Source organism: Acinetobacter sp. YH12249 (assembly GCF_013417475.1).
Lineage (GTDB): Bacteria > Pseudomonadota > Gammaproteobacteria > Pseudomonadales > Moraxellaceae > Acinetobacter.
In genome coordinates, this window is record NZ_VPDX01000012.1 from 59,866 (window position 1) to 84,777 (window position 24,912).

20 protein-coding genes and 1 rRNA gene are annotated in these 24,912 nt (G+C 43.8%); 10 read left to right on the plus strand and 11 right to left on the minus strand.

The window, feature by feature from the left end:
* Positions 1-62 precede the first annotated feature (62 nt).
* Together pheT and FTV25_RS08685 are read left to right on the plus strand one after the other, a co-directional pair.
* Positions 63-2,444 carry a phenylalanine--tRNA ligase subunit beta gene (gene pheT / locus FTV25_RS08680; protein ID WP_180002901.1) on the plus strand — a complete coding sequence of 794 codons (2,382 nt, stop codon included), beginning with the start codon at positions 63-65 and terminating at the stop codon, positions 2,442-2,444.
* On the plus strand, positions 2,441-2,737 hold the full coding sequence (locus FTV25_RS08685) for an integration host factor subunit alpha (RefSeq protein ID WP_004783565.1): 297 nt from the start codon (positions 2,441-2,443) through the stop codon (positions 2,735-2,737). Before pheT ends, FTV25_RS08685 begins: the two co-directional genes overlap by 4 nt.
* 106 nt (positions 2,738-2,843) lie before the next feature.
* Here the strand turns inward: FTV25_RS08685 and FTV25_RS08690 are convergent, their stop codons facing one another.
* The 3 genes from FTV25_RS08690 to trxA form a co-directional block, all read right to left on the minus strand.
* Positions 2,844-3,131, minus strand: coding sequence for a hypothetical protein (locus FTV25_RS08690; RefSeq protein ID WP_179992970.1), 288 nt, complete (start codon positions 3,129-3,131; stop codon positions 2,844-2,846).
* A 403-nt stretch (positions 3,132-3,534) separates the two neighbouring features.
* Complete coding sequence (gene rho, locus FTV25_RS08695) at positions 3,535-4,803, minus strand: transcription termination factor Rho (RefSeq protein ID WP_004783562.1); 1,269 nt, start codon at positions 4,801-4,803, stop codon at positions 3,535-3,537.
* Positions 4,804-5,124: 321 nt separating this feature from the next.
* Positions 5,125-5,451: a thioredoxin gene (trxA, locus tag FTV25_RS08700; protein ID WP_005233946.1), complete on the minus strand. Its 327-nt coding sequence runs from the start codon at positions 5,449-5,451 to the stop codon at positions 5,125-5,127.
* 261 nt (positions 5,452-5,712) lie between these two features.
* Between trxA and ppx the strand changes: the two genes are divergently transcribed.
* From ppx to FTV25_RS08725, 5 genes are read left to right on the plus strand one after another with little or no spacing between them, the layout of a single operon-like run.
* A complete protein-coding gene (gene ppx / locus FTV25_RS08705) occupies positions 5,713-7,233 on the plus strand; it encodes an exopolyphosphatase (protein ID WP_180002899.1) in 1,521 nt (506 codons plus the stop codon).
* 30 nt (positions 7,234-7,263) lie between these two features.
* Entirely contained in the window at positions 7,264-8,088 is an 825-nt protein-coding gene (locus tag FTV25_RS08710; RefSeq protein ID WP_004783557.1) for an acetyl-CoA carboxylase carboxyltransferase subunit alpha, read from the plus strand.
* Positions 8,025-9,398 (plus strand): tRNA lysidine(34) synthetase TilS, encoded by a 1,374-nt coding sequence (gene tilS, locus FTV25_RS08715; RefSeq protein WP_180002897.1) that lies wholly within the window; start codon positions 8,025-8,027, stop codon positions 9,396-9,398. The genes FTV25_RS08710 and tilS overlap by 64 nt, the downstream gene beginning before the upstream one ends.
* 2 nt (positions 9,399-9,400) lie before the next feature.
* On the plus strand, positions 9,401-10,231 hold the full coding sequence (gene proC, locus FTV25_RS08720; protein WP_004783553.1) for a pyrroline-5-carboxylate reductase: 831 nt from the start codon (positions 9,401-9,403) through the stop codon (positions 10,229-10,231).
* A 32-nt stretch (positions 10,232-10,263) separates the two neighbouring features.
* The gene (locus FTV25_RS08725; RefSeq protein ID WP_004783550.1) at positions 10,264-10,833 is read left to right on the plus strand and encodes a YggT family protein; all 570 of its coding nucleotides are present in this window, start codon (positions 10,264-10,266) and stop codon (positions 10,831-10,833) included.
* 148 nt (positions 10,834-10,981) lie between these two features.
* On the opposite strand, the gene polA is transcribed toward FTV25_RS08725, so the two are convergent.
* Positions 10,982-13,747 (minus strand): DNA polymerase I, encoded by a 2,766-nt coding sequence (polA, locus tag FTV25_RS08730; RefSeq protein ID WP_180002886.1) that lies wholly within the window; start codon positions 13,745-13,747, stop codon positions 10,982-10,984.
* Between the two features lie 161 nt (positions 13,748-13,908).
* Here polA and FTV25_RS08735 point away from each other — a divergent pair, with 161 nt between their 5' ends.
* Positions 13,909-16,614, plus strand: a complete 2,706-nt coding sequence (locus tag FTV25_RS08735; protein ID WP_180002884.1) for a DUF2339 domain-containing protein — start codon at positions 13,909-13,911, stop codon at positions 16,612-16,614.
* Between the two features lie 150 nt (positions 16,615-16,764).
* Here FTV25_RS08735 and FTV25_RS08740 read toward each other — a convergent pair whose 3' ends face one another.
* Together FTV25_RS08740 and FTV25_RS08745 are read right to left on the minus strand one after the other, a co-directional pair.
* A complete protein-coding gene (locus tag FTV25_RS08740) occupies positions 16,765-17,688 on the minus strand; it encodes a mechanosensitive ion channel family protein (RefSeq protein WP_180002882.1) in 924 nt (307 codons plus the stop codon).
* A gap of 9 nt (positions 17,689-17,697) precedes the next feature.
* Complete coding sequence (locus FTV25_RS08745; protein WP_159123045.1) at positions 17,698-18,528, minus strand: hypothetical protein; 831 nt, start codon at positions 18,526-18,528, stop codon at positions 17,698-17,700.
* 93 nt (positions 18,529-18,621) lie between these two features.
* Between FTV25_RS08745 and gspE the strand changes: the two genes are divergently transcribed.
* Positions 18,622-20,109, plus strand: coding sequence for a type II secretion system ATPase GspE (gene gspE / locus FTV25_RS08750; RefSeq protein ID WP_180002879.1), 1,488 nt, complete (start codon positions 18,622-18,624; stop codon positions 20,107-20,109).
* 173 nt (positions 20,110-20,282) lie between these two features.
* Here gspE and FTV25_RS08755 read toward each other — a convergent pair whose 3' ends face one another.
* The 5 genes from FTV25_RS08755 to FTV25_RS08775 form a co-directional block, all read right to left on the minus strand.
* Positions 20,283-20,708 carry an organic hydroperoxide resistance protein gene (locus FTV25_RS08755; protein WP_004783539.1) on the minus strand — a complete coding sequence of 142 codons (426 nt, stop codon included), beginning with the start codon at positions 20,706-20,708 and terminating at the stop codon, positions 20,283-20,285.
* A 118-nt stretch (positions 20,709-20,826) separates the two neighbouring features.
* On the minus strand, positions 20,827-21,654 hold the full coding sequence (locus tag FTV25_RS08760) for a carbon-nitrogen hydrolase family protein (protein ID WP_180002877.1): 828 nt from the start codon (positions 21,652-21,654) through the stop codon (positions 20,827-20,829).
* Between the two features lie 20 nt (positions 21,655-21,674).
* On the minus strand, positions 21,675-22,193 hold the full coding sequence (gigB, locus tag FTV25_RS08765) for an anti-anti-sigma factor GigB (protein ID WP_004783532.1): 519 nt from the start codon (positions 22,191-22,193) through the stop codon (positions 21,675-21,677).
* Positions 22,194-22,305: 112 nt separating this feature from the next.
* Positions 22,306-23,274, minus strand: a complete 969-nt coding sequence (gene gigA / locus FTV25_RS08770) for an RsbU family protein phosphatase GigA (protein ID WP_159123042.1) — start codon at positions 23,272-23,274, stop codon at positions 22,306-22,308.
* A gap of 103 nt (positions 23,275-23,377) precedes the next feature.
* Positions 23,378-24,295: a VacJ family lipoprotein gene (locus tag FTV25_RS08775; RefSeq protein WP_180002875.1), complete on the minus strand. Its 918-nt coding sequence runs from the start codon at positions 24,293-24,295 to the stop codon at positions 23,378-23,380.
* A 547-nt stretch (positions 24,296-24,842) separates the two neighbouring features.
* Here FTV25_RS08775 and FTV25_RS15980 point away from each other — a divergent pair.
* A 16S ribosomal RNA gene (locus tag FTV25_RS15980) occupies positions 24,843-24,912 on the plus strand; the annotation flags it as partial.

Below are 24,912 nucleotides of genomic sequence, written 5' to 3' on the forward strand. Positions count from 1 at the left end.
TAGGGTGTGGGATTTCCCCTCTTTGAAAAAGAGGGGCTAGGGGAGATTAAGGAAATGAATGTATGAAAATTAGCGAAAATTGGCTGCGCACATGGGTTAACCCAGCCATCGATAGCGAAAAACTGTCTGACCAACTGACTATGCTGGGCTTGGAAGTAGATGATTTGTCTCCAGCCGCAAAACCGTTCACAGGTGTGGTTGTGGGTGAAGTCCTGACTGTCGAACAGCATCCTGATGCAGATCGCTTACGTGTAACGACTGTGAACATTGGTTCAGGTGAGCCTTTGCAAATCGTGTGTGGTGCACCGAACGTACGTGCCGGTATGAAAGCACCCGTAGCTACCATCGGTGCAGTATTACCAGGCGATTTTAAAATCAAGAAAGGCAAACTGCGTGGTGTTGAATCACAAGGTATGCTATGTGGCGCTTCAGAAATCGATCTTGAAGACAAAATTGATGGTCTGTTAGAGCTTCCTGCAGATGCACCAGTCGGTGTAAATGTTCGTGAATATTTAGACCTTGATGACAACGTGATTGATATCAGCATCACCCCGAACCGTGGTGACTGTTTCAGCATTCGCGGGATCGCACGTGAAATTGGTGTAATTAACCAATTGCCTGTCACTGCACCTGAAATTAAAGAAGTTGCAGCAACTCTTGCAGATGAGAAGAAAGTCGTTGTTGAAACTGAAGGTTGTGCACGTTACCTCGGTCGTGTGATCAAAAACGTCAATACCAAAGCACCAACCCCTGAGTGGATGGAACGAGCTTTAGTACGTGCCGGTATCCGTCAGCACAGTATTCTGGTCGACATCACCAACTATGTATTGATGGAACTGGGTCAACCTCTGCATGCCTTTGATGGTGGCAAGGTTCAAGGTTCAGTACATGTACGTCAAGCGACTGCAGGTGAAAAACTGGTTCTATTAAATGAACAGGAAGTTGAACTGCAAGATGATGTGATGGTAATCGCAGATGATGAAAAAGCATTAGCGATTGCAGGGATTATGGGGGGCTTGTCTTCATCGGTAACTGATGAAACTACTGAAATCTTCCTAGAATCAGCATTCTTCGCGCCATTGCATATTGCTGGCCGTGCCCGTCGTTTCGGTCTGCATACTGATGCATCTCAACGTTATGAACGTGGTGTCGATTTCGAATTGCCTATGATTGCAATGCATCGTGCATCTCAGTTGATTGCTGAGCTTGCAGGCGGTGAGTTTGGTCCAATCATTGTAGCTGAAAAACCAGAGCTATTACCAAAGCGTGAAGCGATTGAGCTAGAACAAGCGCAAGTCGATCAACTATTAGGTTATACAGTTGAATCAGATTTCATTACAGATGCTTTAACGCGTTTAGGCTGCAGCGTCACTGTAAAAGCTAAAGGTCAGTGGTCAGTGGTTCCTCCATCACACCGTTATGACATGGCAATTTACCAAGACCTGATTGAAGAAGTTGCCCGTATTCACGGTTATGACAATATTCAAATCAGCTTACCAGTCATTGATGTGAAATTGGCGAAATATGAAGATCAATTCGAACTAACTCAGCTTCGTCAAACAGCCGTGACCTTGGGTTATCAGGAAGCGATCAGCTTCAGTTTTGCTGACCTGAAACTGGAAAAACAGCTGAATCCAGCGGTGAATCCATTGGCTTTGGCGAACCCAATTTCAAGCGATTTGGCAGTGATGCGTTCAACTTTACTGTCTAGCCTGATTCCATGCGTACAGTACAATGTCAACCGTCAGCAGAACCGTGTACGTTTCTTCGAACTCGGTCTGCGTTTTGATTACCAGAATGCGGCTTCGATTCATGATCTAAAACAGATTCCAACTTTTGCCTTGATTGCCACAGGTTCACGTACACCTGAAACTTGGCATGGTAAAGCGCAGCCAATGGATTTCTTTGACTTCAAAGGTGATATTGAGGAAATTCTGGCAGCTGCGCGTCTGAATGTAGAATATGTACGTTCTGAACGTAGCTGGTTACATCCTGGTCAATCTGCTGAAATTCTAGTGAATGGTCAGTCAATTGGCTACTTAGGTCGTTTACATCCGTCGCTGGAAGATGAGCTCGATTTGGCGACGACTTGGGTCGCTGAATTAGATCAATCGGCTGTTTTGCAAACTTATGTATCTAATTTTACAGAATTATCACGTTTTCCATCGGTTCGACGTGATATTGCGCTTTTAATTAGTGATAAGATTAATGTTAGCGAAATTCAGGGACTTATCGAAAAAACAGGTGGAGAGCTTCTAGGCTCGACATGGTTGTTCGATGTGTACACTGGACAAGGAGTAGAAGAAGGGAAACGCTCACTGGCATTTGCACTTCTCTGGCAGCATCCAAGCCGTACACTGGAAGATGCTGAAATTAAATCAGGTATGGATAATATCCTTCAGGTGTTGGAAAACACTTACCAAGCGACATTGAGGGCTTCATGACAGCATTAACAAAAGCAGAAATGGCTGATCATTTAAGTGAGCTCACGAGTTTAAACCGTCGTGAAGCTAAACAAATGGTCGAGTTGTTTTTCGATGAGATTAGCCAAGCGCTAATCTCGGGCGAACAAGTAAAATTATCGGGTTTCGGTAACTTTGAGTTACGTGATAAGCGCCAACGTCCAGGCCGTAATCCGAAGACGGGTGAAGAGATTCCGATTTCTGCACGCCGTGTTGTTACGTTCCGCGCGGGGCAGAAGTTCCGTCAACGTGTGGGGAATGAGCAGATCAATTGATCTGCTTTTTTTCATTTAAAAATTTTATTTTTTTAATCTTTTATATTTCTAAACAAAAAAAAGAGAGCCAAAGGCTCTCTTTTTTTGTACTGAATAATCGTAAAGATTATTGAGCAGCAGCTTCAGAAGCAGCAGTAGCTTGAGCAGCAGCGTCAGTAGCAACAGCAGCAGCAGCGTCAGCTTCAGCAACAGCAGCAGCGTCAGAAGCAGCAACTTCAGAAGTAGCTTCTACAGCAGCAGCGTCAGCAGCAGCTTCAGCTTCAGAAGCAGCTTCTACAGCTTCAGATGCAGCTTGGTTAGCGTCAGCAGCAGCGTCGTCAGCTTTTTTAGCACAACCAACGAAAGCTAAAGTAGTAGCAACTGCAGCAGCAATAGCGATTTTTTTGAATAACATGGCATCACTCTCTAAAAAATTGAGATTAAAAAAAACCAAAGTCAGGCTGTAATATGCTTTTATTATTCCTAAAAGTGTTAGGGACTAACAACGCAGGAGCAGTCTAACTGGTCTGCAAATATGCTATCACTGCGCATTTTTAATTGCTACTAGGGGAGCATCAAAAACAGCGAAAAAACGATAAAAATTAAGGGTTTTTTAACAGAAAATAACAATTAATTGAAAGATATAGATTGGAGAAAGGCTTATTAAGCTTATAAAAATTATACAGTTATTTATTTGTTTATTTTAATAATCAAAAACTTAAAAATAAGTTTACAGATATCTCATTACATTGTTTCATTGTGTAACATGCGTCAACCATAAAAAAAGGCCACCTTGAATGGTGACCTTTCCGATAATTTTAGTTCGATGCTTTGCGTTTCATCTGATCAAAGAAATCATCATTGGTTTTGGTTTCTTTCATGCGGTCAAGCAGGAATTCCATCGCGACCAGTTCATCTTGGGTATGCAGAAGTTTACGCAGAATCCAGACTTTACGCAGTTTGTCTTCGGACATCAGACGTTCTTCACGACGCGTACCCGATTTCTTGATATTCATCGCAGGGAAGACGCGTTTTTCCGCAATACGGCGATCTAGCGTGATTTCCTGGTTACCTGTACCTTTGAATTCTTCGTAAATGACTTCATCCATTTTACTGCCGGTTTCAATCAGTGCAGTAGAAATGATAGTAAGAGAACCGCCTTCTTCGATATTACGTGCAGCACCGAAGAAACGTTTTGGACGTTCAAGTGCATGTGCATCTACACCACCGGTCAGTACCTTACCTGATGAAGGAATCACAGTGTTATATGCACGTGCCAGACGGGTAATCGAATCCAGCAGAATCACCACATCTTTCTTGTGTTCAACTAAACGTTTGGCTTTTTCAATCACCATCTCAGCCACTTGAACGTGACGGGCAGGTGATTCATCAAAGGTAGAAGCGACCACTTCACCGCGAACGGTACGTTCCATTTCGGTGACTTCTTCAGGACGTTCATCAATCAGAAGGACAATCAGGAAACATTCAGGGTTATTACGAACAATCGATTGAGCGATGTTCTGTAATAGCATGGTTTTACCAGCTTTCGGTGGTGCAACGATAATTGAACGTTGACCTTTACCAATTGGTGCCACCAGATCGACGACACGTGCAGTTAAATCTTCAGTCGTACCATTACCAAGTTCCATCACTAATTGTTCAGTAGGGAACAATGGAGTCAAGTTTTCGAACAAGATCTTGTTACGTGAATTTTCCGGGGTATCGTAGTTAATCTGATTGACTTTAAGCAAAGCAAAATAACGCTCACCTTCTTTAGGCGGACGAATGGTTCCCGTAATGGTGTCACCGGTACGCAGGTTAAAACGGCGAATTTGTGATGGGCTGACATAGATATCGTCAGGACCTGCCAAATAAGAGCCTGCTGCAGAGCGTAAGAAGCCAAAACCATCTGACAAAATTTCTAGAACGCCATCACCAAAAATCTCTTCACCATTCATCGCATGGCGTTTTAAGATGGCAAAAATAATGTCTTGCTTACGGTTACGAGCCATACCTTCAAGGCCCATAAACTCGGCAATCTTGATGAGTTCGCCAATCGGTTTTTTCTTGAGTTCGGTTAAATTCATAGGTGGTCAGATAGAATCAAAGTTCTAAGGTATAGGTTAGAAAGGGAGTAACATTCGGCCGCATATAAGCATTCAAACGAAAGCAATTGAATTTGCACAAGAACAATTCAGAGGTCTGTTTGATTGTTTCAAAGAGAAATGTGAAAACAATTTCTATTGCCGAGCGGCATGTTATGTAATGTGTCTTGTAAGAAACTGACAGGATTTAGCATCCTTTATCTCTTGAAGTTGAAATATAAGAGAGAAACAGGTTTTTGTCAATTTATAGACGAAAAAAATACGCAACCTTTGGTCGCGTATTTTTACTATAGCATTTTATGCTTAGATGTTTTGATCAATAAATGCAGTCAATTTAGATTTTGGTGCTGCACCGACTTGAGTCGCTACGACTTCACCATTTTTAAACATCAATAAAGCTGGAATGTTGCGGATATTGAAATTCACAGCAGTTTGTTCGCAAGATGTTACGTCAACTTTGACAATTTTCACTTTGCCTTGATATTCATCAGCCAATACTTCAAGTACAGGGGCAATAGCTTTACATGGCGCACACCAGCCAGCCCAGAAATCAACCAGTACAGGAACGTCTGATTGAAGAACGTCTGCTTCGAAGTTTGCGTCAGTAGTGTTTACGATGTTGCCAGACATGGAGTGCTCCAGAATTAATTTTATAAAGATAACTATAATTATTAGTATTACATAGCCATCTTTAACAATGTAGGGGAATCTGTAAATTTTCAAGCTTTAATGTTGTTTTGTCTAATGGATGATCACGATAGTCACCATCGCCTCATACAATTGTCCTATAAATGAAAAAAATAATTACGCGAAATTGTCCTGACAAATGGCTTTTAAATTGCATGGTTGTGAATTACTCTAAGCACAATTCTTAAAAGGTTTATTTCTAGAATGTCTGATTTTTTGATTGATGAAGAATTACTCGCAGCCATCGATATGGGATCAAACAGTTTTCATTTGGCGATTGCCCGGGTGGATCATGGCGAAGTGAAAAAAGTCGCATCAATGTCAGAAAAGGTTCAACTTGCTGCGGGACTGGATGAAAATAAAAATTTGACTGAAGCCGCACAGCAGCGCGGTTTGGCTTGTCTGGCCCGTTTTGTCGGACGCTTGGGATCGGTACAACCGAACCGCTTACGGATTGTGGCAACGAATGCTTTGCGTCAGGCCAAAAATGGTCATGAATTTATTCAGAAAGCAGCTGAAATTTTACCAAAACCGATTGAAATTATTGCTGGTCGCGAAGAAGCGCGTCTAATTTATCTCGGTGTGTCGCATACCATGGCCAATACTGGCCGTCGTCTAGTAGTCGATATTGGTGGTGGTTCGACTGAACTGATTATTGGGGAGGAATTCGAACCCATTCATACCGAATCTGTGCAGATGGGATGTGTGACTTTTACCAAGAAATTCTTTGCTGATGGTGAAATCACCCATAAAGCATTTGATAAGGCAGTGACTGCGGCACGTAAAGAAATTTCAGGCATTGCCAATACTTATAAATCTGCCGGTTGGGATGCGGTAGTTGGTTCGAGTGGTACGATCAAAGCCTGTCGCCAGATCTGTGTCAATATGGGCTGGAGCAATGATAAAGAACAGCTCACCCGTGAAGGTCTGGAAAAACTTAAAGACAAATTATTCAAATATAAACATGTTTCGGACATGGAGTTTGAAGGTCTGAAAGATGACCGCCGTGCAGTTTTGCCTGCAGGAATTGCCATTTTATATGCGGTATTTGATGTGTTGAATATTCCATATCTGGTGTATTCAGATGGTGCATTACGTGAAGGCGTGATGTATGACCTCTTGGGCCGTTTCAAGCATGAAGATATCCGTGATCGTTCAGTTCATGCCTTGATTGGTCGTTATAATGCTGATGCCAAGCAGGCCGAACGTGTAGTGCAGACTGCACAAGAACTGTTTGATGATGTAGCAGCTGATCTTGGCCTATATAGCGAGGACAGTGATTTACTCCGTCGCGCCGCTTATTTGCATGAAATTGGTTTGGCGATCAGTCATAGCGGTTATCACCGCCACGGTGCCTATTTATTGCAACATTCTGACATTGCCGGTTTTTCGCAGGTAGATCAGAATTATTTGTCACATTTGGTCGCACACCATCGCCGCAAATTGCGCGCTGATGCCAAGCATGATGTGATGAAAGTCGGCGGAACTAAACTTTTACAGCTTTGTTTGCTGCTGCGTCTGGCGGTTTTGGTCAATCACAGTCGTAGCGATGAGATGCTTCCTGCCATTGAACTCAAGGTCAAGAATGCGCAACAATGGCAGCTCAGCATTTCTGGCGATGCCAAACAATGGCCATTGCTGATTGCTGAACTGCATGATGAACAGGTGCAGTTTAAAAATTGGGAGATCGAGCTCTCGGTTCAATCTGAACAATTTGTTAATTAATACCTTTATAGGGATGAAAACGGTTGACCTATGAAAAATAAAGCTACCCCATCAAAAGCATGGACGACAGTACAGATTGCTCGTCATCCGGAACGTCCACAATTTCTGGACTATGTAGGTGAAATATTCACTGAATTTGATGCTTTGCATGGCGACCGTCTCTATGGTGATGATGGCGCAATGATCGGTGGTCTGGCACGTTTCGATGGACAGCCGGTGATGATCGTGGGGCAGCACCGTGGTCGTAGTACCCGTGAAAAATTACAGCATAATTTTGGCATGAGTAATCCGGAAGGTTATCGTAAAGCTCAGCGTCTGTTAGATATGGCGGAACGTTTTAATCTGCCAGTCTTCACCTTTATTGATACCATGGGTGCATACCCGGGTGTGGGTGCGGAAGAGCGTGGTCAGGCTGAAGCGATTGCATCAAGTTTGGCGCAACTTTCTAATCTGAAAGTGCCTGTAATTGCTACAGTTTTGGGTGAAGGCGGTTCAGGTGGTGCACTCGGGATTGGTGTGGCAGATCGTGTAGTGATGCTCTCTCACAGTATTTATTCAGTGATTTCACCAGAAGGCTGTGCGTCTATTCTGTGGAAAACTGCAGAAAAAGCCGAACAGGCCAGTGAAGCTTTGGCATTGACTGCTGAAAAATTGCAAAAGATGGGCATTGTTGAATATGTGGTTGATGAAGGTGAAGGTGCACATCTGGATCCGGATGAAGTCATGTACCAACTGAAAGCAGTCCTGAAAGAAGCTTTAAATGAACTGCAAGCAATGGAACCACAAGCACGATGCGAAGCACGTTACCAACGTTTAATGAAGTTTGGCAGCGACAATTTAGGTCTGGCATCTTAAAGCAACTGCAGGAATTTCCTGCAGAAACAAAATTTCTAATCGGATGCAGTGGCGGCGTAGATTCTATGCTGTTGCTGCATCTGATGTTTTTTTTGTACCCGAAAAAAATCCGCGCGATTTATGTTGATCATCAATTGCAAAGTATCAGCAATGAATGGGGCACTTTTGTCCAGCATCAGTGTCAGCAACTAAATATTCCTTGCATCATTCAGCCCGTCCATGTTGCCAGCGGCAATCTGGAATCACAGGCTCGCCAATCACGGTATCAAGCTTATTTACGGCATCTTCGGCCCAATGAAATTCTGGTCTTGGCTCACCATCAGCAGGATCAGGCAGAAACTTTGATGTTGCGCTTACTTTCTGGTGCAGGGATTGATGGTCTGGCTGCCATGAAAGCGATCGATATACGGACAGATTTAACCATCTGGCGGCCACTGCTGGATATTTCTCGTGAGCAGATTTGCCAATGGGCAGCAGATTTAAATATCCAGAATATTGAAGATCCGACTAATCAGGATACTCATTATGACCGTGCCTGGGCACGTCAGGTGCTGTGGCCAGTCTTAAGTCATCGCTATCCGAAAATGCAGTCTGCCTTGGCTCGTACCAGTGAACTGATGCAGGATGCACAAAACATTCTGCAAGAAGTATTAGAGCAGGATCTCAAACTCTGTGGTAACGCCGAAATTCTCGATCTATCTTCATTCTCAAGTTTATCCAAAGCACGGCAGCGTCAGTTACTCTCGGTCTGGATGAAAGGCGAAGGACAATATCGTCCCTCTCTGGACATGGTTGAGCGTGTACAGGCTGAAGTAATTGGAGCGAAACCAGATGCTCAAGCAGCGCTGCATTGGTCGGGTTATTACTATGTGCGTTATCAGCAGCAGTTGCATCGCCTAAAAGCTGAAGTTTATCTGGTTGACCAACAATCGACTGTAGCCGAACAGCAGATCATTTTACAGAATAAAGATCAGGTTCATCTTCCTTCCGGTCAATTCAGGATTCAAAGGGCTGAGATAGGATTATCTCCCACTTTATTAGGACAACCCTTGTATTTACGGCAACGGAAGGGGGGTGAAAAAATCCATCTCTATGGACGGGTGGGACACTGGCCGCTCAAAAAAGCTATTCAGGAAGCGCAAATATTTCCCTGGACTCGGCATACTATTCAAATATTAAGCACAGATAATGTTATGCTAGGCGTGTTTACACCTAAAGGATTTTGGTTAGCTCAATCTGCATATTGTGAAGCAGGGGGATGGCTACCCATTTCGGTTTCTTCAACTTTAGAATTCAACGACGAGCATTAAACATGAGTGCAGCTTTAAATTGTAATATTAGTTTTATTGGTGGCGGTAATATGGCTCAAGCCTTGATTGGCGGGCTGATTTCGCAGGGGTTGCCAGCAACGCGTATTACAGTTTCTGATCCGGTTGAGAAAGTACGCTCACTTCTTGCAGAAAAAGAAGTCAATGTCACCGATGATAATATTGCTGCTATTAAAGATGCGGATATCGTCCTGTTTGCAGTCAAACCACAGGTTTTAGCTGGTGTGTTAAAACCACTTCAAGGTTTACTTGATGGCAAGCTGGTGATTTCAATTGTTGCGGGTGCCGAGATTGCAACACTATCTGCGCTATTGGGTACTGATCGTATTGTCCGTGTGATGCCGAATACACCCGCATTGGTACAGACTGGTGCACATGGTTTATTTGCCAATGCAGAAGTGGGTAATGATGACCGTGAGCTGGCGAGTCAGGTTTTGGCTTCTACCGGTCTGACAATTTGGGTAAACTCAGAAGCTCAGATTGATGCCGTAACTGCAGTCTCTGGTTCAGGACCTGCTTACTTCTTCTATATGATGGAAAGCATGATTCGTGCAGGCAAGAATTTAGGTCTGGATGAAAAAGTAGCTACTGCATTGACATTGCAAACTGCTTTGGGGGCAGCGCAAATGGCGATCACCAGTTCGAATACACCGGCAGAGCTACGTAAGAATGTAACATCTCCGAATGGTACAACTCAGGCGGCATTGGAAGTGTTTGATCGCGCGCAGATTTCTCAGAATATTCAGGCAGCGCTTGCTGCTGCGCAAAAACGTAGTCAGGAACTGGCCCAAGAGCTCAGTGACAATAGCAAATAATCTATCAGTTTAATTTTTAGGAACGTTCAAGTATGGGTGCAAATTCTGCGCTAATTTTTGGCATTATCATTAACGTCGCGATTTTGCTCGTATTCTTCCGCTTTTTAATGCAATTAGCCGCGGTGAGTCCTTATAATCCTGTCGTTCTATCTACTGTCAAAGCGACTAAAATTGTAGATGTGTTTGGGCGTATTTTCCCAACTGCAGGTAAAGGCCGGGTGAATACTGCTGCACTGGCACTTTTGGTCGTGCTGTATTTGCTGAAAATTTTTGGCATCATGTATTTGTCTGGGGGAATGCCAAATGGTCCAATCCATTTGCTTATTCTAACCTTCGTTACCATGATGCAGGATTTGATCCGTTTCTGTCGTTACCTGATTTTTGCAACAATTATTTTGAGCTGGGTGGTGATGTTTACGCAATCCCGTTCACCTTATATTGAGGTAGTTCAGGAACTTGCAGAGCCATTATTGGCACCGTTCCGTCGTATCATGCCGAATATGGGAATGATCGATCTGTCTCCAATTCTGGCAATTTTGGCATTGATCGTAATTGAAATGATTATGAATCAGGTGGCAATTGTGTTGCTAACCGGTCTTTAATCAAACCCTAAAGAAAAAGGACGCTTAGGCGTCCTTTTTTATTTCAAGAAAATTCCCTCTCCTTGTAGGAGAGGGTTAGGGTGAGGTCTATAAATTTAAATAACCTCTATCCCAACCTTCCTCCTAAAAGGAGGAAGGAGCTTTAGTATTAATGCGCTTCATCCCAGTTCATGCCTTTACCGACTTCCACGACCAAAGGCACAGAGATTTCAATCACAGATTGCATCACTTCGGCCAGTTGAGGAGCCAGTTCATCTGCAATCGCTTCATCGACTTCAAATACCAATTCATCGTGCACTTGTAGCAGCATTTTGGCCTGATCTTTAGGTAGCATTTTATCAACCTCAATCATCGCCATTTTGATAATGTCTGCAGCTGAACCTTGTAATGGTGCATTAATCGCCGCACGTTCAGCGGCTTTGCGGACCATCATGTTACGGGCATCGATATCAGGTGTGTATAAACGGCGACCTAGAATAGTTTCAACGAAGCCTTGTTCCAATGCCACCTGACGGGTACGCTGCATATATTCATAAATTCCCGGATAGCGGCGGAAATACTGTTTGATATATTCCTGTGATTCCTGACGGGTGAAACCTAACTGACGGGTCAGACCAAATTCAGACATGCCATAGAGCAGACCGAAATTCACGGCTTTGGCCTGACGACGCTGATCATTGGTCACTTCTTCAAGCGGGATACCCAGAACCTCAGCTGCGGTACGGCGATGCACATCCTGTCCATGGTTAAAGGCATCTACTAGCGCATCATCCTGAGATAAATGTGCCATCAGACGCAATTCAATCTGTGAATAATCGGCTGCGAGTAAGACACGACCTTCAGGTGCAATAAAGGCCTTACGAATCTGACGTCCGATTTCCGCACGAATTGGAATGTTTTGCAGGTTTGGATCAGTAGACGATAAACGGCCAGTGGCTGTGAGTGCCTGATGATAACTGGTATGCACACGATGGGTTTCGTTATTGGCCTGTTTGCATAGACCATCGGTATAGGTACTTTTCAGTTTAGACAGACCGCGATATTCCAAAATCAGTTCAGCAATCGGGTGTTCCAGTTTTTCCAGTACACTTTCGCTGGTACTGTACTGACCGGTAGAGGTCTTTTTACCACCTTTTAGGCCCAGTTTGTCAAACAGAACTTCACCGACCTGCTTAGGGGAGCTAACATTAAACGCTTCACCGGCTATTTCCGTGATCTGATTTTCTAGATTCTGCATGGTTTGAGCGAACTCACAACCGAGCTGATCCAGGAAAGCCAGATCCAGTCGGATGCCATTTTCTTCCATACTGGTCAGCACACGCGCTACAGGCATTTCAATATTGTACAGAATATTGACCAGTTCAGGATAAGTCTGCAGCTTTTTGCTGAGTACTTCAAACAAGCGATAAGTCACATGCGCATCTTCTGCCGCATAATGCGCTGCAGTTTCGATCTCGATTTTATTGAAAGTTTTTTGTTTGGCGCCTTTACCCGCCACCTGTTCATAAGTGGTGGTTAAGTGGCTTAAGTACAGACGAGCCACATCATCCATACCGTGGCGAGTGGCAACTGAGTTCAATACATAAGAAGCCAGCATGGTATCAAAATACCAGCCCACCAGATGAATGCCGTGATTTTCCAGAACATGCGCATCATATTTCAGATGGTGGCCAATTTTCTGAATGGCTTCATTTTCTAGAATCGGTTTGATCTGAGCCAGAATTTCTTCACGATTGAGCTGTTCTGGCGCACCTTCATAATCATGTGCTAGCGGTACGTAATAGGCATCCTGGGCATCAAAAGCCACCGAAAAACCGACAATCTGTGCAATACGATAGTCCAGACTGGTGGTTTCAGTATCAAAAGCAAAGCGTTTTTCAGTATTTAAACGTTCAAACAGCTTACTCCAATCTTCCTGAGTCAAGACGGTATGATAAGTCGCCTCTCCGAGCTGATCGTTATCACTGCTTAGTGTTGCCTGCTGGTCATCGGCTTCCTGAGGTTCAGGTGCTGCTTTGGCAGTAATCGATTGGGTAGCCTGTTTATAATTACGGTTATTGGGATTATTTGGATGATCCAGTGATTGCAGCTGGTTACGGAATTCCAGTTCAGTATACAGATTACGTAAAGCTTCTACATTTGGATCCTGAAGTTTCAGGTCATCATAAGTGAAGCTTAAATCCAGATCGCAAATGATGCTGGCCAATTGATGATCCAGTGCAATGCCATCGGTATTGTCTTTAATATTCTGACCCACTTTACCTTTGATCTTGTCGACATTTTCCAGAATGCCACCAATCGAGCCATATTCATTGAGTAATTTGGCTGCAGTTTTCGCCCCAATCCCAGGCACACCCATAATACCGTCTGAGGCATCGCCCATCAGGGTCAGATAGTCAATGATCTGGTTTGGCCATACACCAAACTTTTCAAAAACCCCATCAACATCCATTGGTTTTTCTTTGAAACTGTCTTCCAGGGTCACTTTATCAGTCACCAGCTGTGCCATGTCTTTATCACCAGTCGAAATCAGCACCTGATGGCCTAAAGCTTCAGCACGTTTAGCCAGTGTACCAATAATGTCATCCGCTTCCGCACCTGGCAGCATATGCAGGGGAATGCCCAAAGCACGAATCAAGGCATGTAAGTATGGAATTTGCTGTGACAGTTCTTCCGGCATGCTCGGACGGTCACCTTTATAAATAGGTGATAGCTCGTGACGGAAAGTCGGTTCAGGCGTGTCGAAAATCACCGCCATATGGGTTGGCTGGGTACGGCGCATCAGTTTTTGAATAGCAGAAATCGCACCACGAATTGCATTGGTGTGCAGACCGGTTGACGTGGTTAATGGTGGTAGTGCATGAAAGGCACGAAATAAAAAGTAAGAGCCATCGACCAAGACAAATGGTGGCATGTAATCAATTCCTTATTCAAAAAACAGTTTTATTGTACGTGATTTTTACTGCACTCGCAGGGGCAAGTCGGTTTCTACAGCTTAGCGAATATCGGGTGAAGATGAAATAAGCAGTACAAGCTGTTGTATGATGACATGGTTAAGGAACGAGAACGAGAAGAATGACGGCAGGGCAAAATGAATTGCGTATGATCTGGCTGATTAGTCTGGTAATTGTGGGGATAAGTGCATGGTATCTGGAATTGCAGATCGTGACTTATCTCACTGGTCTGGGTTTCCTGATCAGCGTGATGCAATATATCAGTGCCATTGAAGCGCCCGTGCGGGATCTGGCTGCACCGACGCAGGTGATTGTGCCAGCCAATTCTAAAATACCGCTGTATATTTCTTCTATTATCGCCATTGTCGGAGGCGTGACTGAGCTTAACTGGCTGATGGGGATCGGCATTACCGCTTGGATTTTCTTTCTATTACGCTGGTTACAACGTTTGGAACGTAACATAGTTCAGTTGCAATCTCGTTACCGGTCAGCAGATCAGACTCATCCAGAAATCACTCAACCCGATATTCCTTTACCCATTGCTGCTCAAGCTAGTCCAGATCAACCACAATTGCTGGATCAGATCCAGCAGTGGATTTTTCGAGGAAATCCGGTCCTTAAAGCTGCGATCGCCATTTTGGTGATCGGAATCATTTTATTACTACGTTTTGCGACAGAGCACTGGCAGCTGAGCTTGGCGGTGAAATTAGGACTGGTCGCCTTATCTGCTGTTGTTGTTACCGGATTGGGTTATACCCTGATCGCTAAAAACCGCAGTTTCGGTCTGGCACTGGAAGGCTTGGGATTAGGGGCACTATTTCTGACCTTGTTCTTTGCCTACTACAATCTGGTGATTGCCACGTTGCCACTGGCAGCTCTGGTGTTCTTGGTCATTTTAGCAATTACGCTGTACTTAAGCTTGAAACAGGAAAGTATTGAGCTGGCAGTTATGGCTTTATTCATTGCCTATCTGGCGCCGTTTACCTTGCCGACCCGAGATGCTTCTGCGGTTGAGTTCATCAGTTATTATCTGCTGATTAATATCGGCGTGCTGTTACTCAGCAGTTTGCGGCCTTGGAAAATCCTGAACCAGATTGCCTTTCTGGTCACAGTCATAGTAGGTGGGATGTATAGCCTGATTCATGGTCATACATACGAGCATTATACCATGACCGCTCTGATTCTGGCACATAGTGCGGTATTCATCTGGCTGGGCTTTCGTTTTAGCCAGTTACTGGCTCGGCAGGATCTTTCGCGTTTTCGTTTAAAACCGGTTCTGGATCTTGTCCTGATTTTTGCTGCACCGATTACCGCATATATTTTCCTGTATCTGATTCATTTCAATCAGCCTGATCAGAAGCTTTGGCAAGCCGGGCTTAGTCTGTTATTTGCTGGGATATTTGCAATCTGTTGGACTTTAGTGCGTCGTAGAGAAAGTATTCAGGTCATTTCCCAAAGTTATCTCAGCTTGATGCTGATCTTTCTGGCTTTGGTTCCACCCATTTTATTGACAGAGCAGTGGAGCGTAGTGGGTTGGGCGGTTGAAGGAGCACTGATTTATCTCTGGGCATTGGAAAAGAATATTCGGGTTGCGCATTATCTGAGTATGGGACTGCTGATCATGGCAGGCTTCAGTAGTGTTTACTATCTGATCGAGCTTAATCCCACACCGCGGAAAATTTTCTGGATTCTCAGCTTTTGTTATGTCGCCGTCGTCTTCCTGAGTCAGCTTAAAGCCAAATACCGCCAGCAGCTCAATAGTTTAAGTATCAGTTTTCTGAGCATTCTCAGTTTTGCTTCGACCCTGATGTTGTTTGCCTTGCTTGAAGATGAGTTTGCTCATGAACAGGCTTATATTTATAGTTTATTCAGTCTTGGACTGGGTTATACGGTTCTAAGTGAAATCATACAGCGCAAGCATCAGGAATGGTGCTGGTTATTGCCAAAATGGAGCGGTCTTACGCCATTGGTGATCATTGCGATTTTGCTGGCTGTTGATTATAGCGAAAATGGGATTCTGGTCTGGCCAAGTGCTTTGGAGCGTGGAATCTTTGCACTTTCATCATTATTGCTGGCTGCTTTATGGTTAAGACCGGTGAAAGGAATTGATTTATCCAAAGAGTGGATGAGCTTTGGGGTATTTGCCAGCCTGACTTTGGCTAGTGTATGCCTAATACCGAGCATGCCTTATCTCAGTATGGTAATTCTGCCTTTGGTATTCTGGTTCTGGTGTTATCGACAAAAAGAAAATTCGGAGTGGCGCTTACTCTGGCAGAGTAAAAACTGCTTGGTATTAATGGGAGCTTGGTTAATATGCTCACAACTGTTTAACCAGCAAGCTTTCCAGTATTACTGGTTACCTTTATTTAATCCATTTGACCTGATCAGTCTGGCCATGCTTGCCAGTTTCCTATGGATGCTGTTGCAGCAGATTCGGGCAGGACACGATCGCGGTATGATGTCGGTACTGATGGTGCTGAGCCTGTTATGGCTGTCGAGCTATATTGTATTACGGGCCCTACATATCTATCTGCAAACACCATTCAATAGTCTGGAATTGTGGAGTAATGCTACAGTACAGCTAAGCCTGACGATTCTTTGGGTATTACTGGCTTGGGCGACCATGTGGACGGCTACGCTAAAAAGGCTTAAACCGATATGGATTTTAGGAGGCAGTATTCTGGTGATTGTCAGCTTGAAGCTGGTGTTATTCGACCTGTCTCATACAGGTACACTGACGCGTGTGATTTCATTCTTGCTGGCCGGTGGGGTCATGCTACTGATTGCGTATATTGCACCGATGCCGGATGGGGAGAAAAGGGTTTGAATCTAAATTACTAGATTTGAGCGTTAATTTAATCTCTCCAAACCCTGAACGAGCTTAAAGCACTGCTTTAAGCGATGTGTAAGAGAAAGACAGGCTTTTTATGACAGTTCCTCCCTTAGTAAAGGGAGGTTAGGAGGCATTTAGAAAAAGTTATTTTAAATCCGGCTCTCTCTTCAGCTCCTTTTCATTGGCATATTGATCAATATCTTCATTTTCCAGTGGGCGAGCCAGTGGATGATCAACAAAGCCCATTTTCGGTACCGGAATTTCAATCTGGTTATCGAGAAAGCCATTTCGGATTCGTTCCTGCATCTCATCGCGGACTTTTAGATAATTTTCCTGCTGACACCAAATCGCAAACAAAAGTTCAATCGAAGATTCACGGAAGGCGGTGACTGTAACAGCCGGTTTTGGATCGGCAAGAACCAGTGGATATTTATTGGCAACATCCAGCAGTACTTCACGCACTTTGATGATGTCTTCATAGAAATTAATAGCCAAGGTAATCGGAATACGCCGGATTGGAAACTTGGACAAGTTGTGTACCGGAGCCCGAATCAGTTGTTCGTTCGGCAAGCGTACATAAATATTGTCTTGGGTAAGTAGTTTAACCGAGAGCAGATCAATCGAAATCACTTCACCTTCAACGGTATGTCCACGAATCAGTGTAATCTGAATGGTATCACCTACTTCAAAAGATCCTTCACCAATCAGGAAGATACCGCTGATCAGGTTGGATGCAGAGGTTTGGGATGCGAAACCCAGTGCGACGGTTAAAATACCTGCTGCACCGAGAAAGACACTGAGTTTAAATCCGGCTTCCTTCAAACTCGCCATCACAAACAGCAGGAAAATAAAGTAGAAAATCCCGCGGCGCCAGACCATTTGCTGATGCGCATTAAAGCGTATACCAATAGTACGGATAAAAGCATTCGAAAAAAAACGTGCGATCAGGAAACCAATAAAACACAGCACAACCGCGACGACGATTTCAGTCAGGCGATCGGTATTAATATTGGTAAATACTCCCTTGAGACTGTTGGTGACTTCGGTTGGAATATTCGAATTTGGCATCACACGCTCTTAGAAAAATGAATCAAACATATTAAATAAATTTCCCGCCGGATCACGCGGTGGGTGTAAATAATCCACTTCACCCGCATTGGGCGGGGTACGGTTTTCCACCCGGATCCGGGGTGGGCGATCCAGACCTTCATGCAAAACCTTAATCTGCGAGGTCCACAGACGTTCAGTGCTGGCACTATAAAAGAGAGGCAATGCAGGTACTGGAACATTCATCCGATCGAAACGCAGTTGCTGCTGACTGGTATTATGAAACTCAATTGGAGTCACAGCACGGAATGCACGAGGACGTAATTGTTGCAATTCAGTCCGGCCATCAACTGCGGTAGCATAGCAAATTTCACCGGAACGGTGATTTGGCCCAAACCAGGTATCTTTCGGTAAAATCACTGGAAGATCAAAAATCGGTTCACGTTGACCTTCGACAAAACCGGCAATCCATAGCGGGGTGCTGATATAGAGGGTTCCACGTTGTCCAGCCGGAATATAAATCGGATCAACCGGTTTAATTACTACGGAGCGATTCGCCAGACGAGGCATAAGCTGTAACTTGCTTTGGGTAGATTTGAACATATAACGTTCAATTTTCACTGGGGTCGGAAATGCAAACAGTGGATCACTGATCTGATGCCATTGCTGTTCATAATCGTACTGAACCGTCGGGCGATAATATTCTAGCCGCCATTCCTGTAAACCCCGGGTCAAACGAAAGAGTAGTGAGCCAAATTGCCAGGCCTTGGACTCGTTAATTTCAAAACTTTGCTCTCCCCACCATTGAATTCTGGGAGACTGCAGGTTTAATTCCTCTTGATCTAGGGGCAATGTTGGCATCCTTTCTTGCTAAATCTTTGAAAACATACTTCACGCTGTCATATGCTTAGAGTACACTCAATTTAAATTTTTTCATCATTATTATAATCTGCGATGCAAGTACTGAAACAATTACAAATCCCGTATAGCTTTGCGAAACGTCATGGTGTGCTGTTGCGTTATGAGGGGGATCAGGCTTTTATTGTCCGTCGTGACAATACGTCTATGCTTGCATTACAGGAAGCACGCCGTTTGCTGGGTCATCCGGCTCAGTATCAACATTGTACAGAACAAGAATTCAATCAGTTACTCAGTTCCAGTTTTGCCGGCGATAGCGGTGAGTCACAGCAGGTGGCTGCCGGTCTGGAAGATCATCCTGATTTATTAAGCCTTGCCGATTCGGTTCCTGAAGCCGAAGACCTGATGGATCAGGAAGATGATGCGCCTATTGTCCGTCTGATCAATGCCTTGTTGTCGGAAGCGATCCGTGTTGGCGCCTCAGATATCCATGTGGAATCTTTCGAAAAACGACTTTCCGTACGCTTGCGTGTCGATGGGCAGTTGCGTGAAATTGTGCAGCCACGTCGTGAGCTGGCGCCATTACTGGTATCACGGATCAAGGTCATGGCCAAGCTGGACATTGCAGAAAAACGTATTCCTCAGGATGGACGTATTTCCTTGCGTCTGGCAGGGCGTGAAGTCGATGTCCGTGTTTCAACCTTGCCATCCTCTTATGGGGAGCGGGTGGTGATGCGATTGCTAGACAAACAGGCTGGCCGTCTAAATATGACTCATCTGGGCTTGATGAATAACGATTATGATCGACTCAAGACCCTGGTGCATCGTCCTCATGGCATTATTCTGGTGACTGGACCTACCGGTTCGGGTAAGACCACTACCTTATATGCAGCACTTTCTGATCTAAATGATGGTTCCAAAAATATCCTGACGGCCGAAGATCCGGTCGAATATCAGTTAGAAGGGATTGGTCAGACTCAGGTAAATACCAAAGTCGATATGACCTTTGCCCGTGCCTTAAAAGCTATGCTGCGTCAGGATCCAGATGTGGTAATGGTCGGTGAGATTCGTGATCTGGAAACCGCAGAAATTGCAGTTCAAGCCTCACTGACAGGTCACTTGGTATTGTCAACGCTGCATACCAATACTGCGATTGGTGCAGTGACCCGTTTAAAAGACATGGGAATTGAGCCATTCTTGCTATCCAGCTCCTTAATTGGGGTAGTTGCTCAGCGTCTGGTGCGTACCTTATGTCCGCATTGTGCAACCTGGAAAGATGCAGATGCATTTGAACAGAATCTGTTTGAACATATTGAGCATCCACAGGATTTAAGATTACCTCAACCGCACGGTTGTGAACGCTGTGGGAATACGGGCTTTAGTGGACGTACCGCCATTTATGAAATTGTACCGGTTGATGAGCATATGCGCCGTCTGATTCATGGTAATGCGGCTGAATATGAGCTGGAAACCTATGCACGTCAGCAATCTGGTTCAATTCGCGATGATGGTTTACGTAAAGTGCTGGCTGGAAAAACCACGATTGAAGAAGTTTTGCGTGTAACCAATGAGGCGGCAGAGTAAATTTTTATTCGATGGGATAGGAAGGCACAGTTTTCTTAAGTAAATATCTCAAGTGATCATTTTTCTATGAAATAGCACAAAGTAATTTTTATCAATATTTTATAAGAATGATCAACTCTATCCTGAAATGACTTCTGATTTTTCAGGATAGAGAGTGGAATGCTTATGTAGACTTAGGTGATGACATTCAAAGTAACATCAATATTGTTTCGGGTTGCATTTGAATAAGGACAAACGATGTGTGCGGCATCGACCAGCTTTTGAGCTTCGTCCTGTTCCATTCCTTCTAAATGAATATTTAAAGTCACTTCAATGCCAAAACCGGTAGGAATCGGACCAATGCCAACTTCACCTTCAATATAGGCATCTTTGCTAATATTGATTTTATCCCGGTTGGCAACAAACTTCATGGCACCTAAAAAACAGGCTGAATAACCTGCAGCGAACAATTGTTCAGGATTGGTCCCGCCACCTGGGCCACCCATTTCCTTGGGCACTGCCAGTTTCACATCCAAAATCTGATCGTCAGAGGTTGCACGGCCATCTCGACCGCCTGTAGCTTTGGCACGTGCGGTATATACTGCTTTTTCTAATGACATGAGAGTATTTCCTGCTTGTTCTTTTATGGAACTTCTATGCTCCATAATTTCTAGGGAAGAATAAGCAGGGATTTTGTTAATTTATGCAAGCGAATGAGAATGCGGTAAAAAGTCTGACTTAAGAGAACTTTAGTAGCTTGCGATGCTGCATGAGTGGCATAGACTCACGCACTTTGGCCTGCCCAGTCAAATCAAAATCAACCGTAATAATCTGTGCGCCTTCCGCATGCACCATATCGAGAAGTTGACCACGGCTGTTTGTGGCAGCGGCATGTCCCCAAGTTTGACGTTTTTCACCATGCCAACCCTGTTGAGCAGCACCGAGAACTGTGCATTGGGTATCCATAGCACGTGCTTGCAATAATAATTGCCAGTGCATTTGGCCAGTGGTGAAGGTAAAGGCAGATGGCGCAGTCAAAATATTTGCACCTTGTGTACGTAAATGAAGCGCAAGTTCAGGGAAGCGCAGGTCATAGCAGACCATCATGCCAATATTGCCAAAAGGCGTCTTCGCAACGACGACATCGGTACCTGGTTCAAAGAATTGGGATTCCTGATAGCCCCCAACAGCATCACCGACCTGCACGTCAAAGAGGTGAATCTTGTCATAGCGAGCTTCAGTTTTTTCTGGACTAATACACAGACTTACGGTTCTAACCCGGCCATCTTCAATAATCGAACCATCAGGACGATAAGGACAGGGTAATGTCCCTGCGATAATCCAGATCTGATATTGATGCGCTAGTTGTTCCAGACGTTGTTGAATGCTCTCGAATTGAGCTGCAGTTTCGCGCTGCTTACCAGCAGCAAAACAGACGAAATTTTCAGGAAAGACAATAAGCTCAGCACCTTTTGCTTTACTTTGTTGAATTAATGATTCGATGGTCATGAAATTTTGCTCAATTTCATTTTGGGAATTCATCTGTGCAACAGAAAGTAAAGTCATAGGGATTCCTTATTGTGTGTTCATACCTTTTGTTCAGACACTTGATCTAGATTATCTTGTTCTTTTTGCAACTGTTTGACCAAGGGCTCAAACATATTCTGGTTGCTCTGATTTAACCGCATTAAAGTCTTGTGTGCATCTAGAACAGTTTTCAGCATTGCTTGATGCGTCACATGTTCTTCCATCAGTTTACGCGTACATACATTTGAATCACCGCAGTAATCCAAAATGACAAAGACCTGCCCCAAGCCCATACTGTTGGCCAGAGTCGTGATATCAGAGTTAGTCGACAACATCACCGCCTGGATCTTATGGAGCTGCTTAAGTTTAAGTCCTAATTTTGCTAGGACACCCAGTACAGTGCTGTCAATAAAGCTGGTTTCAGTCAGATCAACAATTGCGCCAACAACGTTGTCCTGCTGCTCAAGTTTGTTCAGTAATTTGTCTAGACTAATACAAGATTGGGCCCGCACTTCGCCGATAAGCTTAAAAATATGCGTTCCATTCAAGCTTGCATATTCAACATGACCTGTTGACATATAAATGCCATTTGCAGAGAAGGATATTAAATTATCCCATAGGGTCTACGGATACTCAAGTAGCTGAAAGTCGCAATCAAATTAAGTGCTTATAAAGCTTGTGATTATACTGCTATTTCACTCTTATAAAGCTGAGAATGGCAATATCGTCGGCAACATGTTCGGGTGCTTCGAAGGATTCGTTCTGTAAGTGATGCAATAATTGGGAAAATTGTTCATTCAGACCGCCGTTAAACGGCTCCAATGCTCCATCTGAACAGATAATAAATCGTGCATTGCGGCTGAGGATATATTCATTTTCTTCTACCTCAAGGTCTTCGGTCAGACCAAGAGGAAAGCTGCTGGATGACAGGATTTTTGGTTCCTGATTCGGTTCAAAGATAATCGGAGGAGGGTAGTGGCCAGCACTAGACCATTTCAAGACATGGGTTTCCAGATTCAGAATTCCGGCAATCATGGTAATATGTTTTTCAATATTTTCCTGAACCAGCATCCCGTTCAGCTTCTTGATCAGCTCACGAGGCGTTTTCGAACGTCCATGAAAGGCTGCCATCCAGGATGTTAATAAACTGCTGGTAACGCCATGACCAGAAACATCTGCCAGATAGAAAATGACTTCTTTATCGCTGATTTTCCAGTAATCATACCAATCGCCAGATAGATAGGCAGAAGGCTGAAAATAGGTTTCAACCGCATAATTGGTTAATTCAATTTCATTCGGTAGCAAACGTTTTTGTAGCTCTGCTGCTGAAGGAAGATCACGACTATCCTGATTACGCTTATATTGCGCATCGATTTTTTGTAATGCGATATCGGGTTGTTCAGGCAGTTTATCCCAGATCCAGCCTGCCAAAGCACCTTGTTCCCAAGCTTGTGCCAAGGCTGTTCCTTCATTTTCCAGCGCTAATACGACAGTCGGAAGGTTCCACTTATATTTCAGATAATCATGTACATCTGCAATGGCAATAATCGTCGCATCGTACAACTCGTGATCTTCCAGCTTGATTACTTGAACGTGCGGAAGCTTCTCAAGCACTTGATCTAAATAAGGAATATCACGGGTAGGTTGAATGAAATACATAGACAGGTAGTTCGATCCTGGGATGAGTTATAAGATGTACTATAACAAGCAAATGATTGCTAGCGAACGGTTTTCGCTAGCAAATCATCATTGAGCTTAGGTTTCAAAGGTCATCACTAGAAGATTCAGTCTCATTTTCATCGAAAGATTCATCTTCAAGATTTTCATCATCGAAGTCATCTTCAAGGAATAAAGATTCCTGTTCCAGACCTTTTTTCTGGGCGATCATATAATTGGTACGTTGCAAATAAATATCGCGAATTTGTGCATAACGATCACCTGTTAACACACCTTCAATATCAAGTAATTCTGCACGATTATCAATTGCACGCCAGAATTGATCACCCCAATACAAGCCTTCATCATCTTCAAGAATATATTTCTGTGGACGGGTCTGGCTATCGACTGCCATACCGAAAGTATCACGCACAGAACTTGGGCCTAGGAACGGTAACATCACATAAGGACCGGAAGGTACACCATAATAACCTAGCGTAATCCCGAACTTTTCATCTTCATGATCCAGTCCCAGACGACGGGCTGGGTCTGCCAGACCTAAAGTAGTTAAGGTATTAATGGTAAAACGGCCCAAAGATTTTGCTGCACGAGCAGGACGGCCCTGAATCAACTGGTTTACCGCATTCCATGGTTCACCTAAATTGCTACGGAACTGGGTATAGCTGCCACGCACATCTTGAGGAACCTTTTCCTGATACTGAACCGCAATGGGGCGAACAACTGCCTGATCGATTGCATCATTAAATTGATACACCTTTCTATTCCAGCCCTGGAAAGGATCTTTAACTTCTTCAGCCTGTGCAGCGCTAGCATCGACTTTTAGCTGGGTTTGCAGATGACTCACCTTGGAAGATATTTTTTCTCTGAGTGGAACCGTAGCAGTAGTAGCAGAAGATTCAGTTTCTATTTCAGTCTGTTCAGCCTGAATAGTGTCTTCAGCAAAAATTAATGGGCTAAAGGCCAAAGAAAATAAGCATAAAGATAAATAAATAGAGCGATGCATAAGGAAACCCCAAAGCCTTGTTCTGAGTATAGTGGCGTTGTTTAACCCGGAATAATAAACTGTATTACTAGGAATAGGCGTAATTTAAGCAAAATTGTATAATAAATGAATAAAAACTTCATAAAAGGCTAAAAATTAGACATGCGGTAAGATTTATTTGAAAAAGGTATTGCAAGCCCCCTGAAATACTGTAGAATGCACATCCATCGGCGGTGATGAAGATTAAAACTTCTGATAAAACAGTAACTTAGCATGAAATGGTTGAGTTGGGTTTTAGGAAGGAAGTTTAAAAATAATTTTCATTACTGGTTGACTTTCTAGAGATAGAGAGTAATATAGCCGACCTAGCTTGCTACTGACGAAGTAGCAAGAAGATCATTAAGAGATTATGAAGAACAACTTGTGTGGATTTTTACTGGTTGATTGATCGAAATTATTTTCATTGATTGATTGGTTTAAATTACTCGAAGTTTATTTGAGCGAAATTTAAGTCAGAAAATTGATGAGCCAAGTTTAAGAACTTTACTTATAAAGTTCGAAATGATTTTAACTGAAGAGTTTGATCATGGCTCAGATTGAACGCTGGCGGCAGGCTTAACACATGCAAGTCGAGCGGG

Bases quoted from the DNA above. Each gene is read 5' to 3' on its own strand.
- pheT (WP_180002901.1), top strand. From the start codon at position 63: ATGAAAATTAGCGAAAATTGGCTGCGCACATGGGTTAACCCAGCCATC.
- FTV25_RS08685 (WP_004783565.1), top strand. From the start codon at position 2,441: ATGACAGCATTAACAAAAGCAGAAATGGCTGATCATTTAAGTGAGCTC.
- FTV25_RS08690 (WP_179992970.1), bottom strand. From the start codon at position 3,131: ATGTTATTCAAAAAAATCGCTATTGCTGCTGCAGTTGCTACTACTTTA.
- rho (WP_004783562.1), bottom strand. From the start codon at position 4,803: ATGAATTTAACCGAACTCAAGAAAAAACCGATTGGCGAACTCATCAAG.
- trxA (WP_005233946.1), bottom strand. From the start codon at position 5,451: ATGTCTGGCAACATCGTAAACACTACTGACGCAAACTTCGAAGCAGAC.
- ppx (WP_180002899.1), top strand. From the start codon at position 5,713: ATGTCTGATTTTTTGATTGATGAAGAATTACTCGCAGCCATCGATATG.
- FTV25_RS08710 (WP_004783557.1), top strand. From the start codon at position 7,264: ATGAAAAATAAAGCTACCCCATCAAAAGCATGGACGACAGTACAGATT.
- tilS (WP_180002897.1), top strand. From the start codon at position 8,025: ATGCGAAGCACGTTACCAACGTTTAATGAAGTTTGGCAGCGACAATTT.
- proC (WP_004783553.1), top strand. From the start codon at position 9,401: ATGAGTGCAGCTTTAAATTGTAATATTAGTTTTATTGGTGGCGGTAAT.
- FTV25_RS08725 (WP_004783550.1), top strand. From the start codon at position 10,264: ATGGGTGCAAATTCTGCGCTAATTTTTGGCATTATCATTAACGTCGCG.
- polA (WP_180002886.1), bottom strand. From the start codon at position 13,747: ATGCCACCATTTGTCTTGGTCGATGGCTCTTACTTTTTATTTCGTGCC.
- FTV25_RS08735 (WP_180002884.1), top strand. From the start codon at position 13,909: ATGACGGCAGGGCAAAATGAATTGCGTATGATCTGGCTGATTAGTCTG.
- FTV25_RS08740 (WP_180002882.1), bottom strand. From the start codon at position 17,688: ATGCCAAATTCGAATATTCCAACCGAAGTCACCAACAGTCTCAAGGGA.
- FTV25_RS08745 (WP_159123045.1), bottom strand. From the start codon at position 18,528: ATGCCAACATTGCCCCTAGATCAAGAGGAATTAAACCTGCAGTCTCCC.
- gspE (WP_180002879.1), top strand. From the start codon at position 18,622: ATGCAAGTACTGAAACAATTACAAATCCCGTATAGCTTTGCGAAACGT.
- FTV25_RS08755 (WP_004783539.1), bottom strand. From the start codon at position 20,708: ATGTCATTAGAAAAAGCAGTATATACCGCACGTGCCAAAGCTACAGGC.
- FTV25_RS08760 (WP_180002877.1), bottom strand. From the start codon at position 21,654: ATGACTTTACTTTCTGTTGCACAGATGAATTCCCAAAATGAAATTGAG.
- gigB (WP_004783532.1), bottom strand. From the start codon at position 22,193: ATGTCAACAGGTCATGTTGAATATGCAAGCTTGAATGGAACGCATATT.
- gigA (WP_159123042.1), bottom strand. From the start codon at position 23,274: ATGTATTTCATTCAACCTACCCGTGATATTCCTTATTTAGATCAAGTG.
- FTV25_RS08775 (WP_180002875.1), bottom strand. From the start codon at position 24,295: ATGCATCGCTCTATTTATTTATCTTTATGCTTATTTTCTTTGGCCTTT.